Below are 21,418 nucleotides of genomic sequence, written 5' to 3'. Positions count from 1 at the left end.
AAAACCACGATCTGGCGTCGCATTGGTTAGGCTGTTCCTAAGGCGGCTTGCACTTCGACCCTTGCTGCGGAAGCAATGGCCCCTGCATCAGCCCGGAGCCTCCCATGCCCGTCCCCTCGACAGTCGAGATCCTGCGCGACCTGGTGTCTTTCCCGACGATCTCGCGCCAGTCGAACCTGGCGCTGCTGGATCACGTCGAAAACCTGCTGGTTCCCGCAGGCGCGCGGGTCGAGCGTTTCGCCCATCCCGACGGATCGCGGGCGAACCTGTGGGTGACGGTCGGCCCCGAGGGGCCGGGGGGCCTTGTCCTGTCCGGCCACACGGACGTTGTGCCGGTCACGGGCCAGAACTGGACGACCGATCCCTTCACGCTGACCGAGGTGGACGGACGGCTTCACGGGCGCGGCACGGCGGACATGAAGGGCTTTCTTGCCGCGGCGGTGCGCGCTGCGCTGATGGCGGCGGGGCGGGATCTTCGGGCGCCCCTGCACCTTGCCCTGTCCTACGACGAGGAGATCGGCTGCCTGGGCGTCCGCGGCATGATCGAGGCGCTGGCCGCCCGCCCCGACCGCCCCGCGCTCTGCCTCATCGGCGAGCCGACGGGCATGAGGATCGCCGCCGGCCACAAGGGCAAGGCCGCCTTCCGCGCCTGCTGCCACGGACGCGACGGCCATTCGGCGCTGGCCCCGCAGGCGCTGAACGCGCTGCATTTGGGTGCCGCGTTCATTGCCGCGCTTCAGGCCCGGCAAGAGGACATCGCCGGCAACGGCCCGCGCGATCCCGGCTACGACATCCCCTACACGACGATCCACGCCGGGATCATGACCGGCGGCACGGCGCTGAACATCGTCCCGAACCGCTGCGAGATCGACTTCGAGATCCGCAACATCGCCCAGGACGACCCTGATCCGATCCTCGCGAGGATCGAACAGGATGCGGCCGGGATCGTGGCGCCATACCGCGACAGCTTTCCCGAGGCCGCCATCGCCATAACCGCCGTGTCCCGTTATCCGGGCCTGAACGCCGCCAAGGATTCCCCCGCGATCCGGTTCCTGCGCCGGATCACGGGCGACAACGACCCGACGATCAAGGTCGCTTTCGGCACCGAGGCCGGGTTGTTCCATGACGGCCTGCAGATCCCCACCGCCATCTGCGGGCCGGGCTTCATGGAGCAGGGCCACAAGCCCGACGAATTCGTCTCGCGCGAGCAGCTCAACCGGTGTGACATGATGCTGGAGCAAGCGGTCGAGGCGGTGGCCTCGGGCCTTGATGACCACATCTGACAGGCCCTTTCGCGAGGCGCCGGATCATCAAGGGCGGCGGGCGGACCGCACATGGGCGCACCGGCTCAGGCGTGAAAGCGGATTGTCTGGAGTGATCTGCACGTCGATGCCTTTGTTCGGCGAGGATCGCTCTGGAACCAGCCACTGCGTTCACATGAAGGCTGATACATCGCCCTGAAAGGTGAACCGGGACTGGAGCAAGGCTGTGACAAGGCCAATGGCCGTTGAAACTGCCGGGCGGCTTCCCACGGCAGCATCGGTTGACCTGCGGCAGAAGTATGCTGCGCTTGGAGCGCCTGGTCGGGACGCAGCATTTGAGGAGTTTCGGGAGGGGTTCTGCGGCCAGGCGCTCGACCGGGAAGCGGGCTGACCCTTCGCGGCCAGATGCCGGAAGCAGGGTGCAGGCACTGTCACCCCTTGCAATGCCCTTGGGCTTGGCATCACGTCGAAACGAAGGCGCTCACTCGGCTGGTGCGCGCATCACCGTGGTGAGATCGAATTTCACCTCGAAACCGACGCCGGCAGGTCGGACATACTGGCGGGATGCGACCCGGTTCATCACGACGCTGCCGACCGCCGCCATGCCATCCCGGCTGGAGCGGTTGGATTGGAAATACATGGCACGCTCCATGCATTTTGCACATGCCGCAGCCGGACAGGGCTGCCACTGCAATCGCCACCAAAGGAAGGTTCCAGGCGAGGCGACGGGATCCCATCGACGGCTGCTCTTCGGTTGAAATCGCTGCACCTTGTCCAAGGCGGCCGGGAACGGCAGGGCGTCGCCTTTCCCGTGGTGGCGGGATGTCGTTTGCGAGAGGCTCGGCCTTCAGGTTGCCTTCGGCAGTTCCCTTCGATGGGGGCACTGACCCTCCGCCCGATCATGCGGCTGCATTGCCCCTGCGGTTCAGCCGCAGGGCCGTGATCCCGGCCAGGATGATCAGGACCGAGCCGGTGACGGTCCACAGGTCCGGCCGCTCGCCGAAGACCATGATCCCGGCGATCATCGCGAAGACGAGGCGGGTATAGCGGAAGGGCGTGACGGCGCCGACCTCTCCGGTCCGCATGGCGATGGTCAGCGAGGTATAGGCGCCGATCCCCGCCACCGAGGCGGCCACGAGACCCAACCATGTGGCCGCATCGGGCCGGACTGGCGCCGGCCCGAAAGGCAGGGCGATCAGCCCCGCCACGATCAGCATCATGAAGCCCAGCACCCCGAGCTGCCGGAAGGACAGCGCGGGCGGCGCCGCACGGGTCGCGAGGTCACGCCCCGCGAAGCCCAGCATGGCAAGAACGGCCAGCACCGACAGCGACCCGAAGCCTTGCGCGCCGGGACGCAGGATCATCAGCACGCCGGCCAGCCCCACAGCGACCGCCAGCCAGCGCCGCGGCCCGATCCTTTCGCCGAAGATCACGATCGCGCCGACCATGACCACCAGCGGCGTCGCCTGCAGGATCGCCGAGGCGGTCGAAAGCGGCGTCAGCGCGATCGCCAGCATGAAGAACAGCCGCCCGACGATCTCGGACAATGAACGCAGGATCATCGCCGGCCGCAGCATGGCGCGGCTGACGGGCGGCTCGCCCGACCCTATCGCCCAGGCCGAAAATGCGATCACCCCGAAGACGCCGAAGGTCATCAGCACCTGCCCGACCGGCAGGCTGCCCGCGGCGAGCTTCAGCAGCGCATCCTCGACCGAAAAGCCCGCCATGGCGAGGCACATGAACAGGGCGCCCCGGCGGTTCCAGGCAGGACCAAGGCGGGATGACAGGGGCATGTCCATGAACTCGGTCCTTCAACTGTTCCCAAGCAGAGCCGGGCGGAACCCGCGCCGAAGGCAGGCCCCTGTCCGGGTGAACTGGCATCCCGCGCGGCACCTTGGCAATATGAGCCGTTATGGAGGATGATCGACCTTGACCGACGAGATACGGCTTTCCGAGGCCGAGACATACCGGCTTGCCCATGACTTCCTGACCTTTCACGGGTTGTCACAGGATCAGTCGGCGGCCATGGCAGGAATACTGACCAAGGCCCAGCGCGACGGGAGCCTTTCCCATGGGCTGCAGCGCCTGCCCGGAACGCTCGAAACGATGGGCCATCCCGCCTTTGACCGCCAGGCCGTTCCCGTCGTCACCCCCGTCACGCCGGCAGTCGTCCGGGTGGACGCGGGCTTCGGCTTTTCCATATCCGCCGCCCTGGCCGGCCTGCCTGCCCTGATCGAGCGCGCGCGGGCGCTGGGCATCGCCATGCTGGCGGTCAACAACGGCTTTCACTCGACGGCGCTCTGGCCGGTGATCGAGGAGATCGCCGAAAGCGGGCTTGTGGCGTTGTCGATGAACCCCACCCATGACTGGGTCGCCCCGGCCGGCGGCACGAGGCCGGTGCTGGGCACCAATCCGCTGGCCTTCGCCTGGCCGCGGGCCGGGAAGCCGCCCTATGTGTTCGACTTCGCCACCACAGCGGCCTCGCGCGCCGACATCGCCCTGCACCGGCAGGCGGGCAAGGCGATCTCCGAAGGCTGGGGCCTCGACCCCGAGGGGCGCCCGACGACGGACCCTGCCGAGGTGCTGTCCGGCGCAATGCTGCCCTTCGGCGGCCACAAGGGCTCGGCGCTCGCCACCATGATCGAGCTGATGGCAGGCCCCTTCATCGGCGACCGCACCAGCCGGCAGTCGGCCGAGTTCGATGCGGGTCAGAATGCCGCCCCTTGCCATGGCGAGCTGATCATCGCCTTCGATCCCTCGCTGCTGTCCACGCCTGACGATCTCGCCGCCGCCGAAAGCGTGCTGGACGCGATCGAGGACCAGGGCGCCCGCCTTCCCGGCAGCCGCCGCCATGCCGAGCGCGCCCGCAACCTGCGCGACGGCATCCCTGTCAGCCGGGCGCTGCACGAGCGGATTCGCGGGTTGATGGAAGGCTGACAACAGCCCTGCCAGCCGGACGCCCAGGGGCCGGGGAAGGTGCCCATGACTGCGGCGCCGACATCGCGCACATGGCTTACCAACCTGAGCGTCCAGTCTGAACAACGAACTTCGGCGGTCTGGCATCCAAGTTCAAGAAGCCGAGGATGCAGCGGCACGTCGCAGACGTCACCTGCCTCGTGTTCCGTTTTCTGGCCCGCAACAATCAATCATGACGGACGCATGGCGCGGATCGTTTCAAGCCAAATCATGAAGGCGATCATGCCGGGCGTGGTGCGAGGCGGCAAGCTGCGCTGGCACAATCAGGTATCGCGCAACCTCCGCAGACTGCCCGGCCTGCCGCTCGGGCTTGGTGATCAGACGTCGGGGTTCGGCAACCGCCCCTGGCAGCAACCGCACGGCCCCGCTCCACTCGCCGCCGATGGGCTGTATCAGCCCTGTCCTGCCGATAATTGGTTGAAGCGCCTTCGGGACAGCAATCCGGGCGTAGAATCTTCCACCCGCGACCTTCGGATGACGGACTTGTCCGGTCATGTCGCAGCCCTTGTTCTGGCACCAGAAACGGCACAAGGCCCGGTGACGCAAGGGCTTTCAGAAATTGCCGAGAAAGCGATGGTGCTGCGAGAGAGGATTGAACTCTCGACCTCACCCTTACCAAGGGTGTGCTCTACCACTGAGCTACCGCAGCGCCGTGCGGGGCGATTTAGACCCAAGCTCTCGGGGGCGCAAGGGGGTAGTCGCGGAAATCCGCCATGATCCTGCGCGGCGGCTGCTGGACGGGACGGCCCCCGGCAATTAACAGGGCCGGATGAGCAAGGATCGCCCTTCCCATCCCGCAGACAGCCGCGAGGCCCGGCTGGGCGCGGCCTTGCGCGCCAACCTCGCGCGGCGCAAGGCGCAGGCGCGCAGCCGGGCTGCGGATGAACGGGACGACAGGTCGGACCCCGCAGGAGCCGGGGACAACGCAGAGACGGGGACGAACCCGCACAAGGGGCACGGGCAGGACTGATGGACACGATTCTGGTGCGCGGCAACGGGCCGCTGAACGGCGAGATTCCGATCGCGGGGGCGAAGAACGCCTGTCTCACGCTGATGCCTGCGACCCTGCTGACGGATGAGCCGCTGACGCTGACCAACGCGCCGCGGCTGTCCGACATCCGCACCATGACGGCGCTGCTGCGCTCGCTGGGGGCCGAGGTGGCCGGCCTGCAGGACGGGCAGGTCTTGGCGCTGTCCAGCCATGCGCTGACCAGCCATACCGCCGATTACGACATCGTGCGGAAGATGCGGGCCTCGATCCTGGTGCTGGGGCCGATGCTGGCGCGGGATGGCCACGCGGTCGTCTCGCTGCCGGGCGGCTGCGCCATCGGGGCGCGGCCGGTGGACCTGCACCTGCGCGCGTTGCAGGCGATGGGGGCGGATCTGGACCTGCGCGACGGCTATGTCCACGCCAAGGCGCCGGCGGGCGGCTTGAAGGGCGCGGTGATCGACTTTCCGCTGGTGTCCGTGGGCGCGACCGAGAACGCGCTGATGGCGGCGACTCTGGCACGGGGCACGACGGTCCTGAACAACGCGGCGCGCGAGCCGGAGATCGTCGATCTCGCCCGCTGCCTGCGGCGGATGGGGGCCGAGATCGAGGGCGAGGGCACCTCCACCATCACCGTGCAGGGCGTGGACCGGCTGGGGGGCGCGACCCATCCCGTCGTGACCGACCGGATTGAGTTGGGGACCTACATGCTCGCGCCGGCGATCTGCGGCGGCGAGGTGACCTGCCTCGGCGGCAGGATCGAACTTGTGCAGGCCTTCTGCGAAAAGCTGGACGAGGCCGGGATCAGCGTGACCGAATCCGAGCGTGGGCTGACCGTGAGCCGCCGGAACGGACGGGTGAACGCGGTCGATGTCGTGACCGAGCCTTTCCCCGGCTTCCCCACCGACCTGCAGGCGCAGATGATGGCACTGCTCTGCACGGCGGATGGCGTCAGCGTGCTGGAGGAGACGATCTTCGAGAACCGCTTCATGCACGCCCCCGAACTGGCGCGCATGGGCGCGCGGATCGAGGTCCATGGGGGGCACGCCCGCGTGACGGGGGTGGAAAAGCTGCGGGGCGCGCCGGTGATGGCGACGGACCTGCGGGCAAGCGTCAGCCTGATCCTCGCGGGGCTTGCGGCGGAAGGCGAGACGGTGGTCAACCGCGTCTACCATCTGGATCGCGGCTATGAGAAGGTCGTGGGCAAGCTGCGCGCCGTGGGCGCGGATATCGAACGGATCAAGGAGCAGCCAGCCCATGACTGACGCCAGCTACGCCGACGCCGATCCCGCAGGCCCTGTCGCCATCCGGGCCGAGGACGCCGACGACCTGCGCATCCTTGCCACGCTGGTGCAGGACGCGGTGCTGACGGTCGCGGACATGGCGCATGACGGGAAGGCGCGGCGCTTCAGCCTGCTGCTGACCCGCTTCCGCTGGGAGGATGCCGAGGCCGCGCGGCGCGAGGGGCGGCCCTTCGAGCGGGTGCGCTCGCTTCTGGTGATCTCGGACGTGCTGCGGGTGCGCCATGACGGCATCGACCGGGGCGATCCGGGCACGGTGATGTCGCTGCTGGACGTGGCCTGGACGCCGGGCGAGGACGGCACCGGGGTCGTGACGCTGAGTTTCGCGGGCGACGGGACCATCGCCATCGACGCCGAGTGCCTGTGCGTCGATCTGCGCGACGTGACCCGGCCGCATCGGGCGGTCTCGGGCGAGATGCCGCGGCACGAGTGAAGGAAGGGGCTTCGCCCCTCGCCGCCGCTGGCGGCTCACCCCAGGGTATTCGGGCCAGAAAGAAGTCGCGGGCATCGGCTTGAGAGCCGGGGCACGGGACGGTAATTGGCGGGCCAAGCCGCCGAAAGGACTGACCATGCCCGTCTTCCTGTCCACCACCGACGCCGATTTCGAGGCGCGCTTTGCCGCCATGCTGTCGGCCAAGCGCGAGGATGCCGCCGATGTGGGCGACGCCGTGGCCGCGATCATCGCGGATGTGCGGGCGCGGGGGGATGCGGCGCTGGTCGAACTGACCGCGCGCTTCGACAGGCTGGAGCTGACGGCCGAAGGGCTGCGGTTTTCCCCGGCCGAGATCGAGGCGGCGGCGGCGCAGGTGTCGGAGGAGGATCGCGCGGCGCTGGAACTCGCGGCCGGGCGCATCCGCGACTATCACGCGCGGCAGGTGCCCGAGGACGCGATGTGGACCGACGGGGCGGGCGCGCGGCTGGGCTGGCGCTGGACGCCTGTTTCGTCGGCGGGGCTGTATGTGCCGGGAGGTCAGGCGAGCTATCCCTCCTCGGTGCTGATGAATGCGATTCCTGCACAGGCGGCGGGGGTCGGGCGGCTGGTGGTCTGCGTGCCGACGCCACGCGGCGAGGTGAATCCGCTGGTGCTGCTGGCCTGCCGGATCGCCGGGGTCGATGAGATTCATCGCATCGGCGGGGCGCAGGCGATTGCGGCGCTGGCCTATGGGACCGAGACGATCCGTCCGGTGGACAAGATCACCGGGCCGGGGAACGCTTATGTCGCGGCGGCCAAGCGGCAGGTCTTCGGCCGCGTGGGCATCGACAGCATCGCCGGGCCGTCCGAGGTGCTGGTGATCGCGGAAGGGGCGCAGAACCCGGAATGGCTGGCGCTGGACCTGCTGGCGCAGGCGGAACATGACGCGGACGCACAGGCGATCCTGATCACGCCGGACCCCTCGCTGGCGCAGGCCATCGCAGCCGAGGTCGAGCGGCTGCTGCCCACCCTTCCCCGCGCCGCCATCGCCGGCGCAAGCTGGCGCGACCACGGCACGGTGATCGTGACCCGCGATCTGGCCGAGGCGGCGGCGCTGTCAGACCGTATCGCGCCCGAGCATCTGGAGCTTTGCGTGGACGACCCGGACGCACTGGCCGCTCAGGTCAACCACGCCGGCGCCATCTTCCTGGGCGGCTGGACGCCCGAGGCGGCGGGCGATTATGTCAGCGGGCCGAACCATGTCCTGCCGACGGCACGCTCGGCGCGGTTCTCGTCCGGGCTGTCGGTGATGGATTTCCTCAAGCGCACGACGCTGTCGCGGCTGGACCCCGGCTCGCTGTCGGCCATCGGACCTGCGGCGGTGCGGCTGGCCCTGTCCGAGGGGCTTTCCGCCCATGCCCGTTCCATCGAGGCGCGGCTGGCCACGCTGAACCGGGGCTGACGTGTTTCCCGCTTGAATGATCCCGCGCTTGCCGTGATCTTGGCACCCGCCCACAGGGGCAGCGCAGCAAGGGGCACGCCCGATGACAACCGATCGCCTGATCCGCGTCGAGATCGACGATTCCGCCCTGCCCCCGGCCACACCCGAGATGGAGCAGGAGCGTCGTGTCGCTATCTTCGACCTGCTGGAAGACAACAGCCTCGCCCTGCCCGGCCGCCCCGACCAGCCCGCGCCGGATGGCCCCTATGCGCTGCTGCTGGCGGTGCGCGACCGGCGGCTGGTGTTCGAGCTGTCCTCGGAAGCCGGCGAAAGGCTGGCCGAGTTCCATCTGGCGATGGGTCCCCTGCGGCAGGTGGTGAAGGATTATTTCCAGATCTGCGAAAGCTATTTCGACGCGGTCAAGCGCCTGCCCCCCGCGCAGATCGAGGCCATCGACATGGCCCGGCGCGGCATCCACAACGAAGGCGCGCGGACCCTGCAGGAACGGCTCGACGGCAAGGCCAGGGTGGACATCGACACCTCGCGCCGACTGTTCACCCTGATCTGCGCGCTGGTGGCGGAATAACCCCCGTGGAGGCCAAGACAGGTATCCCGAACTCGGTCCTGTTCTGCTGCGATCACAATGCCATCCGCTCGCCCATGGCCGAGGGGATGATGAAGAAGTTCTATGGGCGCCAGGCCTATGTGCAGTCGGCGGGCGTTCACAACGACATGGAGATCGACGGCTTCGCCATCACCGTCTGCCACGAGATCGGGATCGAGCTGTCACGCCACCGCACCCGCAGCTTCGAGGACATGCGCGACTGGGGCGACGACCTCGGGCAGTTCGACCTGATCGTGGCGCTGTCGCCCGCCAGCAAGCACCAGTCGCTGGAACTGACGCGGCATTTCCATCTGGACGTGGAATACTGGCCGATCATGGACCCCTCGGGGATCACCGAGGCGCGCGAGGCGAAGCTGGCGCTTTACCGCCAGTCGCGGGACCAGATCATGGCCCGTATGCTTGGCCGCTTCGGCGAGCCGATCGAGTCCGAGGGCAGTGAGTCGCTGCGCGCTGCCATGCCGGACCGCTGACCTCTCCCTTCAATCTTCCTTGCCGGAACCCCCCGCGAGTGAGCCAAGGGGAAAAGCCCCGTGGCCACGCTCAGGGTCTCCAGTCGAGGAAATTGCCGAGGATGCGAAGGCCCAGCGCCTGCGACTTCTCGGGGTGGAACTGCAGGCCCAGGATGTTGTCGCGGCCCACCGCTGCCGTAACGGGGCCGCCGTAATCGACCGAGGCGACCAGGTCCTCGGGGCGCTCGGTGACGAAATGCCAGCTGTGGACGAAATAGGCGTGGCCGCCCGAATGCACGCCGTCCAGCACCGGATGCGGGCGGTGGAGGATCAGGTCGTTCCAGCCCATGTGGGGCACCTTCAGGCGGGGGTCCGAAGGGGCGATCCGTTCCACCCGGCCGGCGATCCAGCCGAAGCCCGGGGTCGGGCGGTATTCCAGCCCCTCGTCCGCCAGCATCTGCATTCCGACGCAGATGCCCAGAAAGGGGACGCCGCGCTGCGTCACGGCCCGTTCCAGCGCCTCGTGCAGGCCGGGGACGGCGTCGAAGGCCGCCCGGCAGGCAGGAAAGGCGCCGTCGCCCGGCAGGATGATCCGGTCGGCGCGGGCGATCACCTTGGGGTCGGACGTGACCTGAACCTCGGCGCCGCGTTTCGCGCCGACCAGCGCCACCGCCTTGGCCGCCGAATGAAGGTTGCCGCTTTCATAGTCGATCAGGGCCACGCGCATCTTAAAGCGCCCCCTTGGTCGAGGGCAGCTCGTCCCCCATGCGCGGGTCCGGCTCGACCGCTTCGCGCAGGGCACGGGCCACGGCCTTGAAGGTGGCCTCGGCGATGTGATGCGCGTTCAGCCCGTGCAGCCGGTCCACATGCAGGGTGATGCCGCCATGGGTGGACAGCGCCTGGAAGAACTCGCGCACCAGTTCGGTGTCGAAGCTGCCGATCTTCTGCGCCGGGAAGGGCACGTTCCAGACAAGGAAGGGCCGCCCGGACAGGTCCAGCGCCGCGCGGATCAGGGCGTCGTCCATCGCCAGGTGGAAGCTGCCGTAGCGGCGGATGCCGCGCTTGGTGTCCAGCGCCTGTCCCAGCGCCTGCCCCAGCGCGATGCCGCAATCCTCGACCGTGTGATGGTCGTCGATATGCAGGTCGCCCGTGGCCTGCAGGTCAATGTCGATCAGCGAATGGCGGGCCAACTGGTCGATCATGTGGTCGAAGAAGCCCACGCCTGTCCGGCTGCGGGACCGGCCGCGCCCGTCCAGATCAACAGTCACCGTGATGTCGGTTTCTGCCGTCTTGCGGGCAACGGTGGCGCGGCGGGAGATGTCTGTATCGGGCATGGTCGGCTCCTTGTCGAAGGACGGCTCGGCTTAGCGCAAGAGGATGCGGGGGTGCAACGGCAGGACCGCAGCGGGCGCTGCCCCCGCCGCGTCGGGACCGCGCCGCGGCGGGGGCCTTCCTCCCTGAAAACAACCCGCCGGATGGTCCGGGCGCTCGGAAGCCCGGGATATTTGCAACCGTTCGAAGCCCCGGTCAGTCGAACCAGAGTTCGGCCTGCTTCAGCCGCCTGCGGATGCCGCGTTCCGGGGCGAGCGGCGGAGTGTCCGTGAACATCGGCCGGATCTTGCGACGGCCGGTGCCATCGCCGATCAACCGCTCGGCCGCTTGCCAGCCCGACAGCAGGGGCGCTATCCCGGGCATGGCGGCGATGGCCTCGAACTCGTCGATGGCGTGCTGGGGCCCACGGGCGTAAAGCAGGGGCAGGTTGCGATAATGCCAGGTCACTTCGCCGTCCAGTCCGGCCAGTTCCGGGCCGGGGCGGCCGCCGCCGAAGCTGTGGATCACCAGCGGCAGCACCGCCTGATCGAGCCAGGGGTCCAGCGACTGGCAGGCCAGCGCCTCGCCCGGATCGTCGCGGACGGCCACCGCCCAGTCGCGGAAACGGCGGCCGAATTCGGGACCGTCCGCGCCGAAGAACCAGCCGGCGTTGAAGTAAAGGAACCGCTCCCAATGCTCATCGGGCTGGGTCAGGTCCAGCGCGCCGTCCATGTCCAGCCCGAAACGGTCGTAAAGCGAGCGCCAGATCGAGGCGTAGGTCTGGCGATAGGCCGGAGGCTGGGGCCAGCTTCCCTCGCGCCGCATCGAGGCCGAAGGCCGGGCGAAATCAAAGGGCAGCGCGCCGATGTCGCCGAGGATCAGCGTGTCGCTGTCGAGAAACAGGAAGGGCCGGCCGGGGTCGAGCAGCGCCAGCGCCTCGATCTTGTTGCCGTAAGGGTAGCTGCGGCCGAAGTCGCGGGCGATCAGCGGGCGGATGTCGGCACCAAGGGCGTCAAGCGCGGCGCGGGCCTCGGCCGACATGCGCGGGTCGGTGCCGGACCACGCGCCTTCCGGCTGCGGTTCGGCGACAATCAGGCGGCCGCGGAAACCCGGCGCGTTGCGGCGCAGGCTGGCGGCAAGGATCGCGGCCTGCCGGTCGATCCCTCCGCCCTGTGCGACGATGAGGATGTCGAACTCGGGCGTGACCGGATGGGCGGCGGCGCTTTCAAGGGCGGTGTCCGGCGGAGGCGTGGCAGCGGCCTTGCGGTCCTTGTCCGCAGGCTTCGTGCGCGCGGCGCGTTCCGCCTGACGCTCGACCCGCACCGCTTCGCGTTCGGCGATGCGCCGGGCCTTGCGGGCCTCGCGTTCGGCCTGGCGGCTGTTGCGATCGGTGCTGTCCGGCATCTGCATCCCCTTTTGTGGCGATCAGCGGCCACCATCTGCCCGGCCTGAAAAGGGAGAGTGGTGGGCGACCCTGGAATCGAACCAGGCATGGGTCTCCCCGGCGGAGTTACAGTCCGCTGCCGCACCTTGCAGCACGTCGCCCGACGCCGGGGGTGATTAGCCCCGGCGCGGGCGCTGGTCAAGCGCTTCCGCACGGGCGCGCTTGCATCCCGCCCACACCCGCTGCAATCACCCGTGGGACAGGAGTTCGCATGACCAATCCCCCCCGCCCCGCCCGGCCGAAGAAGCCCACATGGGTCATCGACAAGGAACGCGCGAAACGCGCCGCCGCGGCCGAAACGCTGTGGCTGTTCGGGCTGCACGCGGTCCGGGACGCGCTGATGAACCCGGCCCGCACGCGGCTGCGGCTGGTGCTGACGCGCAACGCCGCCGACCGGCTGGCGGATGCCGTGGCGGGTTCGGGAATGACCCCCGAGATCGTCGATGCCCGCGTTTTCGACCGCGAGGTGCCGCTGGCCCCCGACAGCGTCCACCAAGGTGCTGCGGTCGAGGTCAGGCCGCTGGCATGGGGCAAGCTGGCCGATGTCGCTACCGAAGGCCCCGAGGGCACCCGCCCGCTGGTCGTGGCGCTGGACCGGGTGACCGATCCGCACAATGTCGGCGCGATCCTGCGCTCGGCCGAGGTCTTCGGGGCGCGGGCCGTGGTCGCCACCGCCCGCCATGCCGCGCCGGAAACCGGGGCGCTGGCCAAGACGGCCTCGGGGGCGCTGGAACGCCAGCCCTACCTGCGGGTCACGAACCTTGCCGAAGCGCTGACCGAGCTAAAGGACATGGGCTATGTCGTCCTCGGCTTGGACGGCACGGGCGATGCCACGCTGCCCGAGGCGCTGGCGGATCTGCCGGGTCGCGCGATCTGCCTTGTGCTGGGCGCCGAGGGGCCGGGCCTGCGGGAAAAGACGCGCGAAACCTGCGACCGGGTGGTGCGGATACCTTTCGCCGCCGGCTTCGGCTCGCTCAACGTGTCGAACGCGGCGGCCATTGCGCTGTATGCCGCAAGCACAGGTTGATCACGTCACGCGCGACTGTTGCGAGGTGGCCGCACGGCTCGTCACGTTGCGGCGAGCCGGGGCGGCGCGGCGTTGCGCGGCGGCCTGCGCGATGCGACATCGACCGCATGTCCTTTGTCGATCGTCATTTGCAGTCCCGGCCTGTTTCCCTGATCGGATCGGCTTTGCGGCGACCGCCGCGCCCTGCCCGGCCGCTTCTGGCGCTGCTTGCCGCCGCCGCCATGGCCGCCGCGCCGCTGGCCCCGGCAGAGGCGCAGGCGCTGGGCGGCATGGACGCGGTCAGCCTGCGCGATGCGGGCCGGGTGGTGGGCGGCGAGCCCTCGATCTCGACCCACTGGAAGGGACATGAATGGCGCTTTGCCAATGAGGCCAACCGCGCTGCCTTCGAGGCCGATCCCCGCGCCTATGCCCCCGCCTTCGGCGGCAACTGCCCCGTGGCCCTGTCGGAAGGAGAGCGTCGCGCCGGCCAGCCGGATCTGTTCGTCGTCATCGGCCGGACGCTTTACCTGACCAGCTCGCCCGAGGCGCGGCGGCGGCTTGGCGACGACCCGCAGGGCGTCCTGGACCGCGCCGCCAGCCAGTGGAAACGCATAGGTAGATAGAATCTTCACGTTTTCGCGAGAAGGTTGGAACTTCGGCGGAATGATGCACATTTACATCATGAACCTGACCACGGAACGGTCTCGTTCAGATCACTGTCCCTCGTTCCGCGACTTGCGCCCGGTTTCGACCGGGCGCTTTTTCATTTGAAGCATGGCCTGTCCATGAAACGGAAAGCCCAAGGGGAACGCAGCATGACCGCAGCCGACATCGCCCGCATCGCATCCGAGACCCAGACCATTGCAATCGTTGGGCTGTCCCCCAAGCCCGAGCGGCCCAGCCATGGCGTCGCCCGCTTCCTGCAGGAGATGGGCTATCGCATCATTCCAGTGAACCCCGGCCATGCGGGCGAGACGATTCTGGGCGAGACGACCTATGCCTCGCTTTCGGACATTCCCGAATCGGAGGCCGTGGACATGGTGGACATCTTCCGCCGGTCCGATTCCGTGCCGCCGGTCGTGGACGAGGCGCTGGCCTGCCTGCCGGAGCTGAAGACGGTCTGGATGCAGATCGGCGTCATGCACGAGGGTGCGGCGGAAAAGGCCCGTGCCGCCGGGATGACGGTGGTGCAGAACCGCTGCCCGGCGATCGACTTTCCGCGGGTCGGCGCGCGGGGTCCGGGACGGGGCTGAGGCGAAAAGTCGCGCTTTCCCCTTTTCAACCGCGAAGGGGCGGGTATAGTCGCCGCCATGACGCGGATCATGCCCATGGCCACGACGATCGACGCCGGCACCCAGCCGGGCGCCCGTTTGGTCGTGAATCTCCGCGGTCTGCTGCTTCTTACGCTGCGCTGAGCGGGTCCGCCGGGCCGCCGCTCAGTCAAGCGCAGCGCCCGGCTTCTTCCCCCGACAGCCAGAAAGAAGCACCATGACCACCACCGACACCCGCGATCCCGACCGCGTCATCATCTTCGACACCACCCTGCGCGACGGCGAGCAGTCGCCGGGCGCGACCATGTCCCATGCCGAAAAGCTGGAAATCGCCCAGATGCTGGACGAGATGGGCGTGGACGTGATCGAGGCGGGCTTCCCAATCGCGTCCGAGGGCGACTTCGCCGCCGTCAGCGAGATCGCGAAGCAGGCGCAGACCTCGGTCATCTGCGGGCTGGCCCGCGCCCAGATCCCCGACATCGACCGCGCCTGGGCAGCGGTGCGCCATGCGCGCAGGCCGCGCATCCACACCTTCATCGGCACCTCGCCGCTGCACCGCGCCATCCCGAACCTGACGATGGACGAGATGGCCGACCGCATCCACCAGACGGTGACGCATGCCCGCAACCTCTGCGAGGACGTGCAATGGTCGCCGATGGACGCGACGCGGACGGAACATGACTATCTCTGCCGCGTGGTGGAAATCGCCATCAAGGCCGGCGCCACCACGATCAACATCCCCGACACCGTCGGCTACACCGCGCCGCGCGAATCGGCGGCGCTGATCCGCATGCTGCTGGAACGGGTGCCGGGCGCCGACAGCGTGATCTTTGCCACCCACTGCCACGACGACCTTGGCATGGCGACCGCGAACAGCCTCGCCGCCGTCGAGGCGGGTGCGCGGCAGATCGAATGCACCATCAACGGTCTGGGCGAGCGCGCCGGCAACACCGCGCTGGAAGAGGTGGTGATGGCGATGAAGGTGCGCCACGACATCATGCCCTTCACGACCGGCATCGACACGAAGAAGATCATGGGCATCTCGCGCCGGGTGGCGCAGGTCTCGGGCTTCCCCATCCAGTTCAACAAGGCCATCGTCGGCAAGAACGCCTTCCTGCACGAATCCGGCATCCACCAGGACGGCGTGCTGAAGAACGTCGAGACCTTCGAGATCATGAAGCCCGCCGACATCGGGCTGAACGAGACCAACATCGCCATGGGCAAGCATTCGGGCCGCGCCGCGCTGCGCGCCAAGCTGGCCGACCTTGGCTATGACATCAGCGCGAACCAGCTGAACGATGTCTTCGTGCGCTTCAAGGATCTCGCCGACCGCAAGAAAGAGGTTTATGACGACGATCTCGTCGCGCTGATGCAGGACAGCAGCGCCAATACCGACAGCGACTACCTGCAGGTGAAGAAGCTGCGCGTGGTCTGCGGCGGCGGAGAGCCCGCGATGGCCACCCTGACCATGGTCGTGGGCGACCGGGAACAGACAGAGACGCGGCAGGGCGACGGCCCGGTGGACGCGGCCTTCAACGCCGTCGATGCGATGTTCCAGCACCACGGGCGGCTGCAGCTTTACCAGGTCCATGCCGTGACCGAGGGCACCGACGCCCAGGCCACCGTCAGCGTGCGGATGGAGGAGGACGGCCGCATCGCCACCGGGCAGGCGGCGGATACCGACACGATCCTCGCCAGCGCGAAAGCCTATGTCGGCGCGCTGAACCGGCTGAAGGTGCGGCGTGAAAAGACCGCGCCCGATGCCGACACCAAGGCCGTCAGCATGTATTCCCACTGAACCGGACGGGGCGGCGCAGGCCGCCCCTTTCTATTGCTCGGTTTCCATCCCGGCATCGGCCGCCTGCTGGAAGCCGCCGAGGTTGTAGACGCTGTGATACCCCATCTCGGTCAGGGTCTGCCCCGCCAGCGCCGCGCGTCCACCCGATCCGCAGTAAAGCACCATCGGCCGCGCCGGGTCGAAGGCCGGGTCGTGATACTTGCTTTCGCGATCCGCCCGGAACTCCAGCATCCCGCGCGGCACCGCCGCCGCACCCTTCAGCCTGCCGGTCTTTTCGATCTCGGCCGAGTCGCGCAGATCGACCAGCAGCGCGTTTTCCTGCTCGACCAGCCGCCGCGCCTCGGTCGTGTCCACCTTGGGCACAACGGCATTCGCCGCGTCGAGCATCTGTTGCACCGTCTTCGCCATGCGTCCTCTCCTTTACGTTGGAACCCGTGGGGGAAAGCCTAGCACAAGCGCCAGCCGACCGGTCTCACCTTATGCGTGAATCCGCTTTCCCGAAGTTGCGCGGTTGCCTATATGGGGCCGCGGCCGCCGCCGACCCATCAAGGTCGGGCAGAACGAAAAGCGGGGCCGGGCAGGCACGGAAGGGACTTCACCATGGCATTCTTCGGTCTGTTCTCGACCGACATCGCGATCGATCTGGGAACCGCGAACACGCTGATCTACGTCAAGGGCAAGGGCGTGATCCTGAACGAGCCCTCGGTCGTGGCCTATCACGTCAAGGACGGCAAGAAGCAGATCCTGGCCGTGGGCGAGGATGCCAAGCTGATGCTGGGCCGCACCCCCGGCAGCATCGAGGCGATCCGCCCGATGCGCGAGGGCGTCATCGCCGATTTCGACAGCGCCGAGGAAATGATCAAGCATTTCATGAAGAAGGCGATCCGGCGCGGTTCGCTGTCCAAGCCCAAGGTCATCGTCTGCGTGCCCCATGGCGCCACCCCCGTCGAAAAGCGGGCGATCCGGCAGTCGGTCCTGTCGGCGGGCGCCCGCCGCGCCGGGCTGATCGCGGAACCCATCGCCGCGGCCATCGGCGCGGGGATGCCGATCACCGAACCCACCGGCAGCATGGTCGTGGACATCGGCGGCGGCACCACCGAGGTCGCGGTGCTGTCGCTGGGCGACATCGTCTATGCCCGCAGCGTGCGCGTGGGCGGCGACCGGATGGACGAGGCGATCATCAACTACCTGCGCCGCCACCACAACCTGCTGATCGGCGAAAGCACGGCCGAGCGGATCAAGACCTCGATCGGCACCGCCCGGATGCCCGATGACGGGCGCGGCGCCACCCTGATGGTGCGCGGCCGGGACCTGCTGAACGGCGTCCCGAAAGAGGTCGAACTGACCCAGGCCATGATCGCCGAGGCGCTGGCCGAGCCGGTCCAGCAGATCTGCGACGCGGTGATGATCGCGCTGGAAGCGACGCCCCCCGACCTTGGCGCCGACATCGTGGACCGGGGCGTGATGCTGACCGGCGGCGGCGCGATGCTGGGCGAGATGGACCTTGCGCTCCGCGAGCAGACGGGGCTGATGGTCGGCCTTGCCGACCAGCCGATGAACTGCGTGGCGCTGGGCACCGGCAAGGCGCTGGAATACGAAAAGCAGCTTCGCCACGTCATCGATTACGACAGCTGAGGCGGCCTGGATGGCCCGCCGCGGCTATGACTATGCCAGGCCGATGCGCCGCATCCTCGTGGCGCTGCTGGTCATGGTGCTGATGGCGGTCTTCGTCTTCTGGCGCATCGACAGCCCGCGGGCGGAACGGATGCGCGCGGCCGTCGTGGACCGTTTCCTGCCGTCGATGGACTGGGCGATGGTGCCGGTCACGGCCGCCAGCCGCATGGTCGCAAGCTTCCAGTCCTACCAGCGGCTCTACGAGCAGAACCAGGAATTGCGGCGCGAATTGCAGCGGATGAGCGCCTGGAAAGAGGCCGCCGTCCAGTTGGAACAGGAAAACGCCAAGCTTCTGGCGCAGAACAACGTCCGGCTGGACCCGGCGTTGACGGGGGTTTCGGGCGTGGTGCTGGCCGACAGCGGCACCGCCTTCCGCCAGTCGGTGCTGCTGAACCGCGGGGCGCGCGACGGCATCCTCGAAGGCTGGGCCACGATGGACGGGCTGGGCCTTGTCGGCCGCATCTCGGGCGTGGGGGAAACCACCAGCCGGGTGATGCTGCTGACCGACCCGTCCTCGCGCCTGCCGGTGACGATCCAGCCCTCGGGGCAGCGGGCGCTGCTGACGGGGGACAACACTGCCCTGCCCTATCTGGATTTCATGGAAAGCCCCGAAAACATCCGCCCCGGCGACCGCGTGATCACATCCGGCGACGGCGGGCTGTTCCCGCCGGGGCTGCTGGTGGGACAGGCCGTTCAGACCACCGACCGGCGGATGCGGGTGCGGCTGGCCGCCGACTACGGCCGGCTGGAATTCCTGCGCGTCCTTCGCAGCCACCCGGCCGAGCAACTGGCGGACAGCGGCGTGCTGATCCTGCCGCCCGAGCCGGGGATGATCGGCCCGCAACTGCCGCAACCCGTCCCCACCCCCACCGACCAGGCCGCCGCGCTGGCGACCGCCCCCGTCCCCGCCCTGTCGCCCGCGCCCGAGGCCGACCGCGAAGCGCAAGTGAGCGACTGAGCCATGCCGGTTCCCCACCGCCACCGCCAGCTTCTGGGCCTGACCCTGTATCTGCTGGCCTCGCTGGCGCTGATCGTCGTTGCGCTGCTGCCGCTTGCGCCGGGCCGGATCGGGTGGCCGGGGCCGGACTGGCTTCTCGCCCTGACCTTCGCCTGGGTGCTGCGGCGGCCCGAACAGGTGCCGGTTCTGGCGATTGCCGCCGTCATGCTGATCGCCGACATCCTGACCCTGCAGCCCCCCGGCCTTGGCGCGGCCCTTGCCGTGATGGCGACGGAAGTCGCGCGGCAGCGACAGCAGCGTTGGCGCGACCAGGGATTTCTGGTTGAATGGCTGCGCGTGGCGATGCTGATGGGTCTGATGGTGCTGTCCGAGCGGGTGATCCGCACTGTGTTCCTTGTCCCTCCGACGCTGGCGCCGCTGCCGCCGCCGGGGCAGGATGTCCTGCGCCTGATCGCCACGATCGGCGCCTATCCCCTTGTCGCCGGGATGCTGTCGGCCCTCGGGCTGCGCCGCAGCCGGCGCGGCGCCTTTGAACTCGGCTGAGCCATGAAGAAATCCGCCCGCGACATTTCCGACAGCAGCAGCAGCATCCGCCGCCGCGCCCTGATGCTGGGCGCGATCCAGGCCGCCGTGGTGGCGACGCTGGGCTGGCGGCTGAAGACGATGCAACTGGACCGCGCCGACGAGTTCCGGCTGCTGTCCGACGGCAACTCGATCAAGATCCGGCTGCTGCCGCCCGCGCGTGGCCTGATCCACGACCGCAACGGCATCGTCATCGCCGGGAACGAGGCCAATTACCGCGCCACCATCACGAAAGAAGAGGCGGGCGACCCCGCGCTGGTGCTTGCCCGGCTGCGGCAGCTTGTGCCGATGACCGACACCGCCGTGGCCGCGCTGCTGGCGGAAATCGACAAGCGCAGCGCCATCACCCCCGTGATCGTCGCCGACCGCCTGACATGGGATCAGTTCGCCTCCATCGCCGTCAACGCGCCTGCCCTGCCCGGCGTGACGCCCGAGGCGGGCCTGTCGCGCAGCTATCCCCGCGCGGGCGATTTCGCCCATGTGCTGGGCTATGTCGGGCCGGTCTCCGACTATGACCTGTCGAAGATGGAAAACCCCGATCCCGTGCTGATGCTGCCCGAGTTCCAGTTGGGCAAGCTGGGGGTCGAGGCCAAGCTGGAGGACCGGCTGCGCGGCAAGGCCGGCACCCGCCGGGTCGAGGTCAACAGCGCCGGCCGCGAGATGCGCGAGCTGGAACGGATCGAGGGCCAGCAGGGCGAGACGGTGCAGATGACGCTGGACGCGGGCCTGCAGAACTTCGCCGTCCAGCGGCTGGGCGAGGAAAGCGCCGCCGCCGTGGTGATGGATGTGCGCAACGGCGACATCCTCGCCAGCGCCTCGTCGCCGGTCTTCGACCCCAACCTGTTCGTGCGGGGGATTTCCGGCGCCGATTACAGGGCGCTGATGGAACATGACCACCGGCCGTTGGCCGACAAGACGGTGCAGGGTGTCTATCCGCCCGGCTCGACCTTCAAGATGGTCACGCTTCTGGCGGGGCTGGAATCAGGCCTGATCGACAGCCGCACCCGCCATCACTGCCCCGGCCACACGACGGTCGCGGGCCGCCGCTTTCATTGCTGGAGCAGGGGCGGCCATGGCTCGGTCGCGGCGGTGGCCAGCCTCGAACGGTCTTGCGACGTTTATTACTATGAACTGGCGCAGAAGATCGGGATCGAGCGCATCGCCGCCATGGCGCGGTTGCTGGGCATCGGGGTGCGGCATGACCTGCCCATGTCCGCCATTGCCGAAGGGATCGCCCCCGACCGCGCCTGGAAGCGGGCGCGCCACGATCAGGAATGGCATGTCGGCGACAGCATCAACGCCTCGATCGGGCAGGGCTATGTGCTGGCCTCGCCCCTGCAACTGGCGGTGATGACCGCGCGGGTGGCGACGGGGCTGGAGGTCAGGCCGCGCCTCGTCCGCGCCGTGGAAGGCATGGTCGCCCCCGATCCGGTCTTTGCCGATCTGGGGCTGTCGCCGGCGCATCTGACCACGGCCCGCGCCGGGATGGATGCGGTGATGAACGGCGGCAGCGGCACGGCCGCGCGGGCGCGCATCCAGCGGGCGGAATGGCGGATGGCGGGCAAGACCGGCACCAGCCAGGTCCGCAACATCACCGCGGCCGAACGCGCCCGCGGCGTCATCCGCAACGACCAGTTGCCCTGGAACCGCCGCGACCACGCGCTGTTCGTCTGCTACGCGCCCTTCGATGCCCCGCGCTATGCGGTGTCGGTCGTTGTGGAACATGGCGGCGGCGGCTCGGCGGTGGCGGCACCCATCGCGCGGGACATCCTGCTTTACGCGCTGGCCGGGGGCCTGCCCCCCCTTGACGCCTATCCGTCCGAACAGCGCGACGGCATCGCCGAGATGCTGGGCCGGATGCGGCTTGCACCCTCGCCCGTGGCGCAGGCGGGCACCGGGCGAGCGCGGGCATGAGGCGGG

Annotated in this window: 22 protein-coding genes, 2 tRNA genes and 1 pseudogene; 16 read left to right on the top strand and 9 right to left on the bottom strand. The window is 68.7% G+C overall.

All coding sequences use genetic code 11. From position 1 onward, the window contains the following. The first annotated feature begins 104 nt into the window (after nucleotides 1-104). Nucleotides 105-1,283, top strand: coding sequence for an acetylornithine deacetylase (gene argE, locus H5395_RS03665; RefSeq protein ID WP_182791178.1), 1,179 nt, complete (start codon nucleotides 105-107; stop codon nucleotides 1,281-1,283). Between the two features lie 532 nt (nucleotides 1,284-1,815). Here the strand turns inward: argE and H5395_RS19395 are convergent. Beyond that, nucleotides 1,816-1,914 (bottom strand): annotated as a pseudogene (locus tag H5395_RS19395) (cell wall hydrolase); the annotation flags it as partial. Nucleotides 1,915-2,161: 247 nt separating this feature from the next. Next, complete coding sequence (locus tag H5395_RS03655; RefSeq protein ID WP_234450899.1) at nucleotides 2,162-3,061, bottom strand: DMT family transporter; 900 nt, start codon at nucleotides 3,059-3,061, stop codon at nucleotides 2,162-2,164. 130 nt (nucleotides 3,062-3,191) lie between these two features. Here H5395_RS03655 and H5395_RS03650 point away from each other — a divergent pair, with 130 nt between their 5' ends. Continuing rightward, nucleotides 3,192-4,199, top strand: a complete 1,008-nt coding sequence (locus tag H5395_RS03650) for an Ldh family oxidoreductase (RefSeq protein ID WP_182791177.1) — start codon at nucleotides 3,192-3,194, stop codon at nucleotides 4,197-4,199. A 237-nt stretch (nucleotides 4,200-4,436) separates the two neighbouring features. Here the strand turns inward: H5395_RS03650 and H5395_RS03645 are convergent, their stop codons facing one another. Continuing rightward, a complete protein-coding gene (locus H5395_RS03645) occupies nucleotides 4,437-4,733 on the bottom strand; it encodes a hypothetical protein (RefSeq protein WP_182791176.1) in 297 nt (98 codons plus the stop codon). A 79-nt stretch (nucleotides 4,734-4,812) separates the two neighbouring features. After that, nucleotides 4,813-4,887, bottom strand: a tRNA-Thr gene (locus H5395_RS03640). Nucleotides 4,888-5,007: 120 nt separating this feature from the next. On the opposite strand from H5395_RS03640, the gene H5395_RS03635 reads away from it, so the two are divergent. The 6 genes from H5395_RS03635 to H5395_RS03610 all read left to right on the top strand — a co-directional run bounded on the left by H5395_RS03635 (nucleotide 5,008) and on the right by H5395_RS03610 (nucleotide 9,475). Further along, nucleotides 5,008-5,208 carry a hypothetical protein gene (locus tag H5395_RS03635; protein WP_182791345.1) on the top strand — a complete coding sequence of 67 codons (201 nt, stop codon included), beginning with the start codon at nucleotides 5,008-5,010 and terminating at the stop codon, nucleotides 5,206-5,208. Then, nucleotides 5,208-6,491 carry a UDP-N-acetylglucosamine 1-carboxyvinyltransferase gene (murA, locus tag H5395_RS03630; RefSeq protein ID WP_182791175.1) on the top strand — a complete coding sequence of 428 codons (1,284 nt, stop codon included), beginning with the start codon at nucleotides 5,208-5,210 and terminating at the stop codon, nucleotides 6,489-6,491. The genes H5395_RS03635 and murA overlap by 1 nt, the downstream gene beginning before the upstream one ends. Further along, the gene (locus H5395_RS03625; RefSeq protein WP_182791174.1) at nucleotides 6,484-6,960 is read left to right on the top strand and encodes a DUF2948 family protein; all 477 of its coding nucleotides are present in this window, start codon (nucleotides 6,484-6,486) and stop codon (nucleotides 6,958-6,960) included. Before murA ends, H5395_RS03625 begins: the two co-directional genes overlap by 8 nt. A 136-nt stretch (nucleotides 6,961-7,096) precedes the next feature. Continuing rightward, nucleotides 7,097-8,401: a histidinol dehydrogenase gene (gene hisD / locus H5395_RS03620; protein WP_182791173.1), complete on the top strand. Its 1,305-nt coding sequence runs from the start codon at nucleotides 7,097-7,099 to the stop codon at nucleotides 8,399-8,401. An 82-nt stretch (nucleotides 8,402-8,483) separates the two neighbouring features. Then, nucleotides 8,484-8,966, top strand: a complete 483-nt coding sequence (locus H5395_RS03615; protein ID WP_182791172.1) for a UPF0262 family protein — start codon at nucleotides 8,484-8,486, stop codon at nucleotides 8,964-8,966. 5 nt (nucleotides 8,967-8,971) lie between these two features. Then, complete coding sequence (locus H5395_RS03610; protein WP_256435026.1) at nucleotides 8,972-9,475, top strand: low molecular weight phosphatase family protein; 504 nt, start codon at nucleotides 8,972-8,974, stop codon at nucleotides 9,473-9,475. A 70-nt stretch (nucleotides 9,476-9,545) separates the two neighbouring features. Here H5395_RS03610 and hisH read toward each other — a convergent pair whose 3' ends face one another. From hisH to H5395_RS03590, 4 genes are all read right to left on the bottom strand, one after another. Beyond that, the gene (hisH, locus tag H5395_RS03605; protein ID WP_182791171.1) at nucleotides 9,546-10,181 is read right to left on the bottom strand and encodes an imidazole glycerol phosphate synthase subunit HisH; all 636 of its coding nucleotides are present in this window, start codon (nucleotides 10,179-10,181) and stop codon (nucleotides 9,546-9,548) included. A 1-nt stretch (nucleotide 10,182) separates the two neighbouring features. Further along, nucleotides 10,183-10,788, bottom strand: coding sequence for an imidazoleglycerol-phosphate dehydratase HisB (hisB, locus tag H5395_RS03600; protein ID WP_182791170.1), 606 nt, complete (start codon nucleotides 10,786-10,788; stop codon nucleotides 10,183-10,185). 193 nt (nucleotides 10,789-10,981) lie between these two features. Then, complete coding sequence (locus H5395_RS03595) at nucleotides 10,982-12,169, bottom strand: hypothetical protein (RefSeq protein WP_255440501.1); 1,188 nt, start codon at nucleotides 12,167-12,169, stop codon at nucleotides 10,982-10,984. A gap of 58 nt (nucleotides 12,170-12,227) precedes the next feature. Next, a tRNA-Tyr gene (locus tag H5395_RS03590) sits at nucleotides 12,228-12,311 on the bottom strand. A gap of 109 nt (nucleotides 12,312-12,420) precedes the next feature. Between H5395_RS03590 and rlmB the strand changes: the two genes are divergently transcribed. The 4 genes from rlmB (at nucleotide 12,421) to H5395_RS03570 (ending at nucleotide 16,284) form a co-directional block, all read left to right on the top strand. Continuing rightward, nucleotides 12,421-13,236, top strand: coding sequence for a 23S rRNA (guanosine(2251)-2'-O)-methyltransferase RlmB (gene rlmB, locus H5395_RS03585; RefSeq protein WP_182791168.1), 816 nt, complete (start codon nucleotides 12,421-12,423; stop codon nucleotides 13,234-13,236). Nucleotides 13,237-13,400: 164 nt separating this feature from the next. Continuing rightward, a complete protein-coding gene (locus H5395_RS03580) occupies nucleotides 13,401-13,838 on the top strand; it encodes a YHS domain-containing (seleno)protein (RefSeq protein ID WP_234450906.1) in 438 nt (145 codons plus the stop codon). A gap of 192 nt (nucleotides 13,839-14,030) precedes the next feature. Then, nucleotides 14,031-14,468: a CoA-binding protein gene (locus tag H5395_RS03575; protein ID WP_182791167.1), complete on the top strand. Its 438-nt coding sequence runs from the start codon at nucleotides 14,031-14,033 to the stop codon at nucleotides 14,466-14,468. 235 nt (nucleotides 14,469-14,703) lie between these two features. Further along, a complete protein-coding gene (locus tag H5395_RS03570; protein ID WP_182791166.1) occupies nucleotides 14,704-16,284 on the top strand; it encodes a 2-isopropylmalate synthase in 1,581 nt (526 codons plus the stop codon). 30 nt (nucleotides 16,285-16,314) lie between these two features. On the opposite strand, the gene H5395_RS03565 is transcribed toward H5395_RS03570, so the two are convergent. Continuing rightward, nucleotides 16,315-16,692 (bottom strand): rhodanese-like domain-containing protein, encoded by a 378-nt coding sequence (locus H5395_RS03565; RefSeq protein WP_182791165.1) that lies wholly within the window; start codon nucleotides 16,690-16,692, stop codon nucleotides 16,315-16,317. Nucleotides 16,693-16,884: 192 nt separating this feature from the next. On the opposite strand from H5395_RS03565, the gene H5395_RS03560 reads away from it, so the two are divergent. The 4 genes from H5395_RS03560 to mrdA are packed head-to-tail and all read left to right on the top strand — an operon-like array spanning nucleotide 16,885 to nucleotide 21,412. Beyond that, a complete protein-coding gene (locus H5395_RS03560; protein WP_182791164.1) occupies nucleotides 16,885-17,919 on the top strand; it encodes a rod shape-determining protein in 1,035 nt (344 codons plus the stop codon). Between the two features lie 10 nt (nucleotides 17,920-17,929). Next, the gene (gene mreC / locus H5395_RS03555) at nucleotides 17,930-18,916 is read left to right on the top strand and encodes a rod shape-determining protein MreC (protein WP_182791163.1); all 987 of its coding nucleotides are present in this window, start codon (nucleotides 17,930-17,932) and stop codon (nucleotides 18,914-18,916) included. A 3-nt stretch (nucleotides 18,917-18,919) separates the two neighbouring features. Next, the gene (locus tag H5395_RS03550) at nucleotides 18,920-19,459 is read left to right on the top strand and encodes a rod shape-determining protein MreD (RefSeq protein ID WP_182791162.1); all 540 of its coding nucleotides are present in this window, start codon (nucleotides 18,920-18,922) and stop codon (nucleotides 19,457-19,459) included. A gap of 3 nt (nucleotides 19,460-19,462) precedes the next feature. Beyond that, the gene (mrdA, locus tag H5395_RS03545) at nucleotides 19,463-21,412 is read left to right on the top strand and encodes a penicillin-binding protein 2 (protein WP_182791161.1); all 1,950 of its coding nucleotides are present in this window, start codon (nucleotides 19,463-19,465) and stop codon (nucleotides 21,410-21,412) included. Nucleotides 21,413-21,418: the final 6 nt, after the last annotated feature.

It is taken from the genome of Paracoccus sp. MC1854, from assembly GCF_014164635.1.
Lineage (GTDB): Bacteria > Pseudomonadota > Alphaproteobacteria > Rhodobacterales > Rhodobacteraceae > Paracoccus.
Note: the sequence above shows the minus strand (reverse complement) of the source record. Positions and strands in the feature narration are given on the sequence as shown.

Excerpts from the sequence above, each read along its gene's own strand:
- argE (WP_182791178.1), top strand. The coding sequence starts at position 105 with ATGCCCGTCCCCTCGACAGTCGAGATCCTGCGCGACCTGGTGTCTTTC.
- H5395_RS03655 (WP_234450899.1), bottom strand. The coding sequence starts at position 3,061 with ATGGACATGCCCCTGTCATCCCGCCTTGGTCCTGCCTGGAACCGCCGG.
- H5395_RS03645 (WP_182791176.1), bottom strand. The coding sequence starts at position 4,733 with ATGACCGGACAAGTCCGTCATCCGAAGGTCGCGGGTGGAAGATTCTAC.
- H5395_RS03635 (WP_182791345.1), top strand. The coding sequence starts at position 5,008 with ATGAGCAAGGATCGCCCTTCCCATCCCGCAGACAGCCGCGAGGCCCGG.
- murA (WP_182791175.1), top strand. The coding sequence starts at position 5,208 with ATGGACACGATTCTGGTGCGCGGCAACGGGCCGCTGAACGGCGAGATT.
- H5395_RS03625 (WP_182791174.1), top strand. The coding sequence starts at position 6,484 with ATGACTGACGCCAGCTACGCCGACGCCGATCCCGCAGGCCCTGTCGCC.
- hisD (WP_182791173.1), top strand. The coding sequence starts at position 7,097 with ATGCCCGTCTTCCTGTCCACCACCGACGCCGATTTCGAGGCGCGCTTT.
- H5395_RS03615 (WP_182791172.1), top strand. The coding sequence starts at position 8,484 with ATGACAACCGATCGCCTGATCCGCGTCGAGATCGACGATTCCGCCCTG.
- hisH (WP_182791171.1), bottom strand. The coding sequence starts at position 10,181 with ATGCGCGTGGCCCTGATCGACTATGAAAGCGGCAACCTTCATTCGGCG.
- hisB (WP_182791170.1), bottom strand. The coding sequence starts at position 10,788 with ATGCCCGATACAGACATCTCCCGCCGCGCCACCGTTGCCCGCAAGACG.
- H5395_RS03595 (WP_255440501.1), bottom strand. The coding sequence starts at position 12,169 with ATGCCGGACAGCACCGATCGCAACAGCCGCCAGGCCGAACGCGAGGCC.
- rlmB (WP_182791168.1), top strand. The coding sequence starts at position 12,421 with ATGACCAATCCCCCCCGCCCCGCCCGGCCGAAGAAGCCCACATGGGTC.
- H5395_RS03575 (WP_182791167.1), top strand. The coding sequence starts at position 14,031 with ATGACCGCAGCCGACATCGCCCGCATCGCATCCGAGACCCAGACCATT.
- H5395_RS03570 (WP_182791166.1), top strand. The coding sequence starts at position 14,704 with ATGACCACCACCGACACCCGCGATCCCGACCGCGTCATCATCTTCGAC.
- H5395_RS03565 (WP_182791165.1), bottom strand. The coding sequence starts at position 16,692 with ATGGCGAAGACGGTGCAACAGATGCTCGACGCGGCGAATGCCGTTGTG.
- H5395_RS03560 (WP_182791164.1), top strand. The coding sequence starts at position 16,885 with ATGGCATTCTTCGGTCTGTTCTCGACCGACATCGCGATCGATCTGGGA.
- mreC (WP_182791163.1), top strand. The coding sequence starts at position 17,930 with ATGGCCCGCCGCGGCTATGACTATGCCAGGCCGATGCGCCGCATCCTC.
- H5395_RS03550 (WP_182791162.1), top strand. The coding sequence starts at position 18,920 with ATGCCGGTTCCCCACCGCCACCGCCAGCTTCTGGGCCTGACCCTGTAT.
- mrdA (WP_182791161.1), top strand. The coding sequence starts at position 19,463 with ATGAAGAAATCCGCCCGCGACATTTCCGACAGCAGCAGCAGCATCCGC.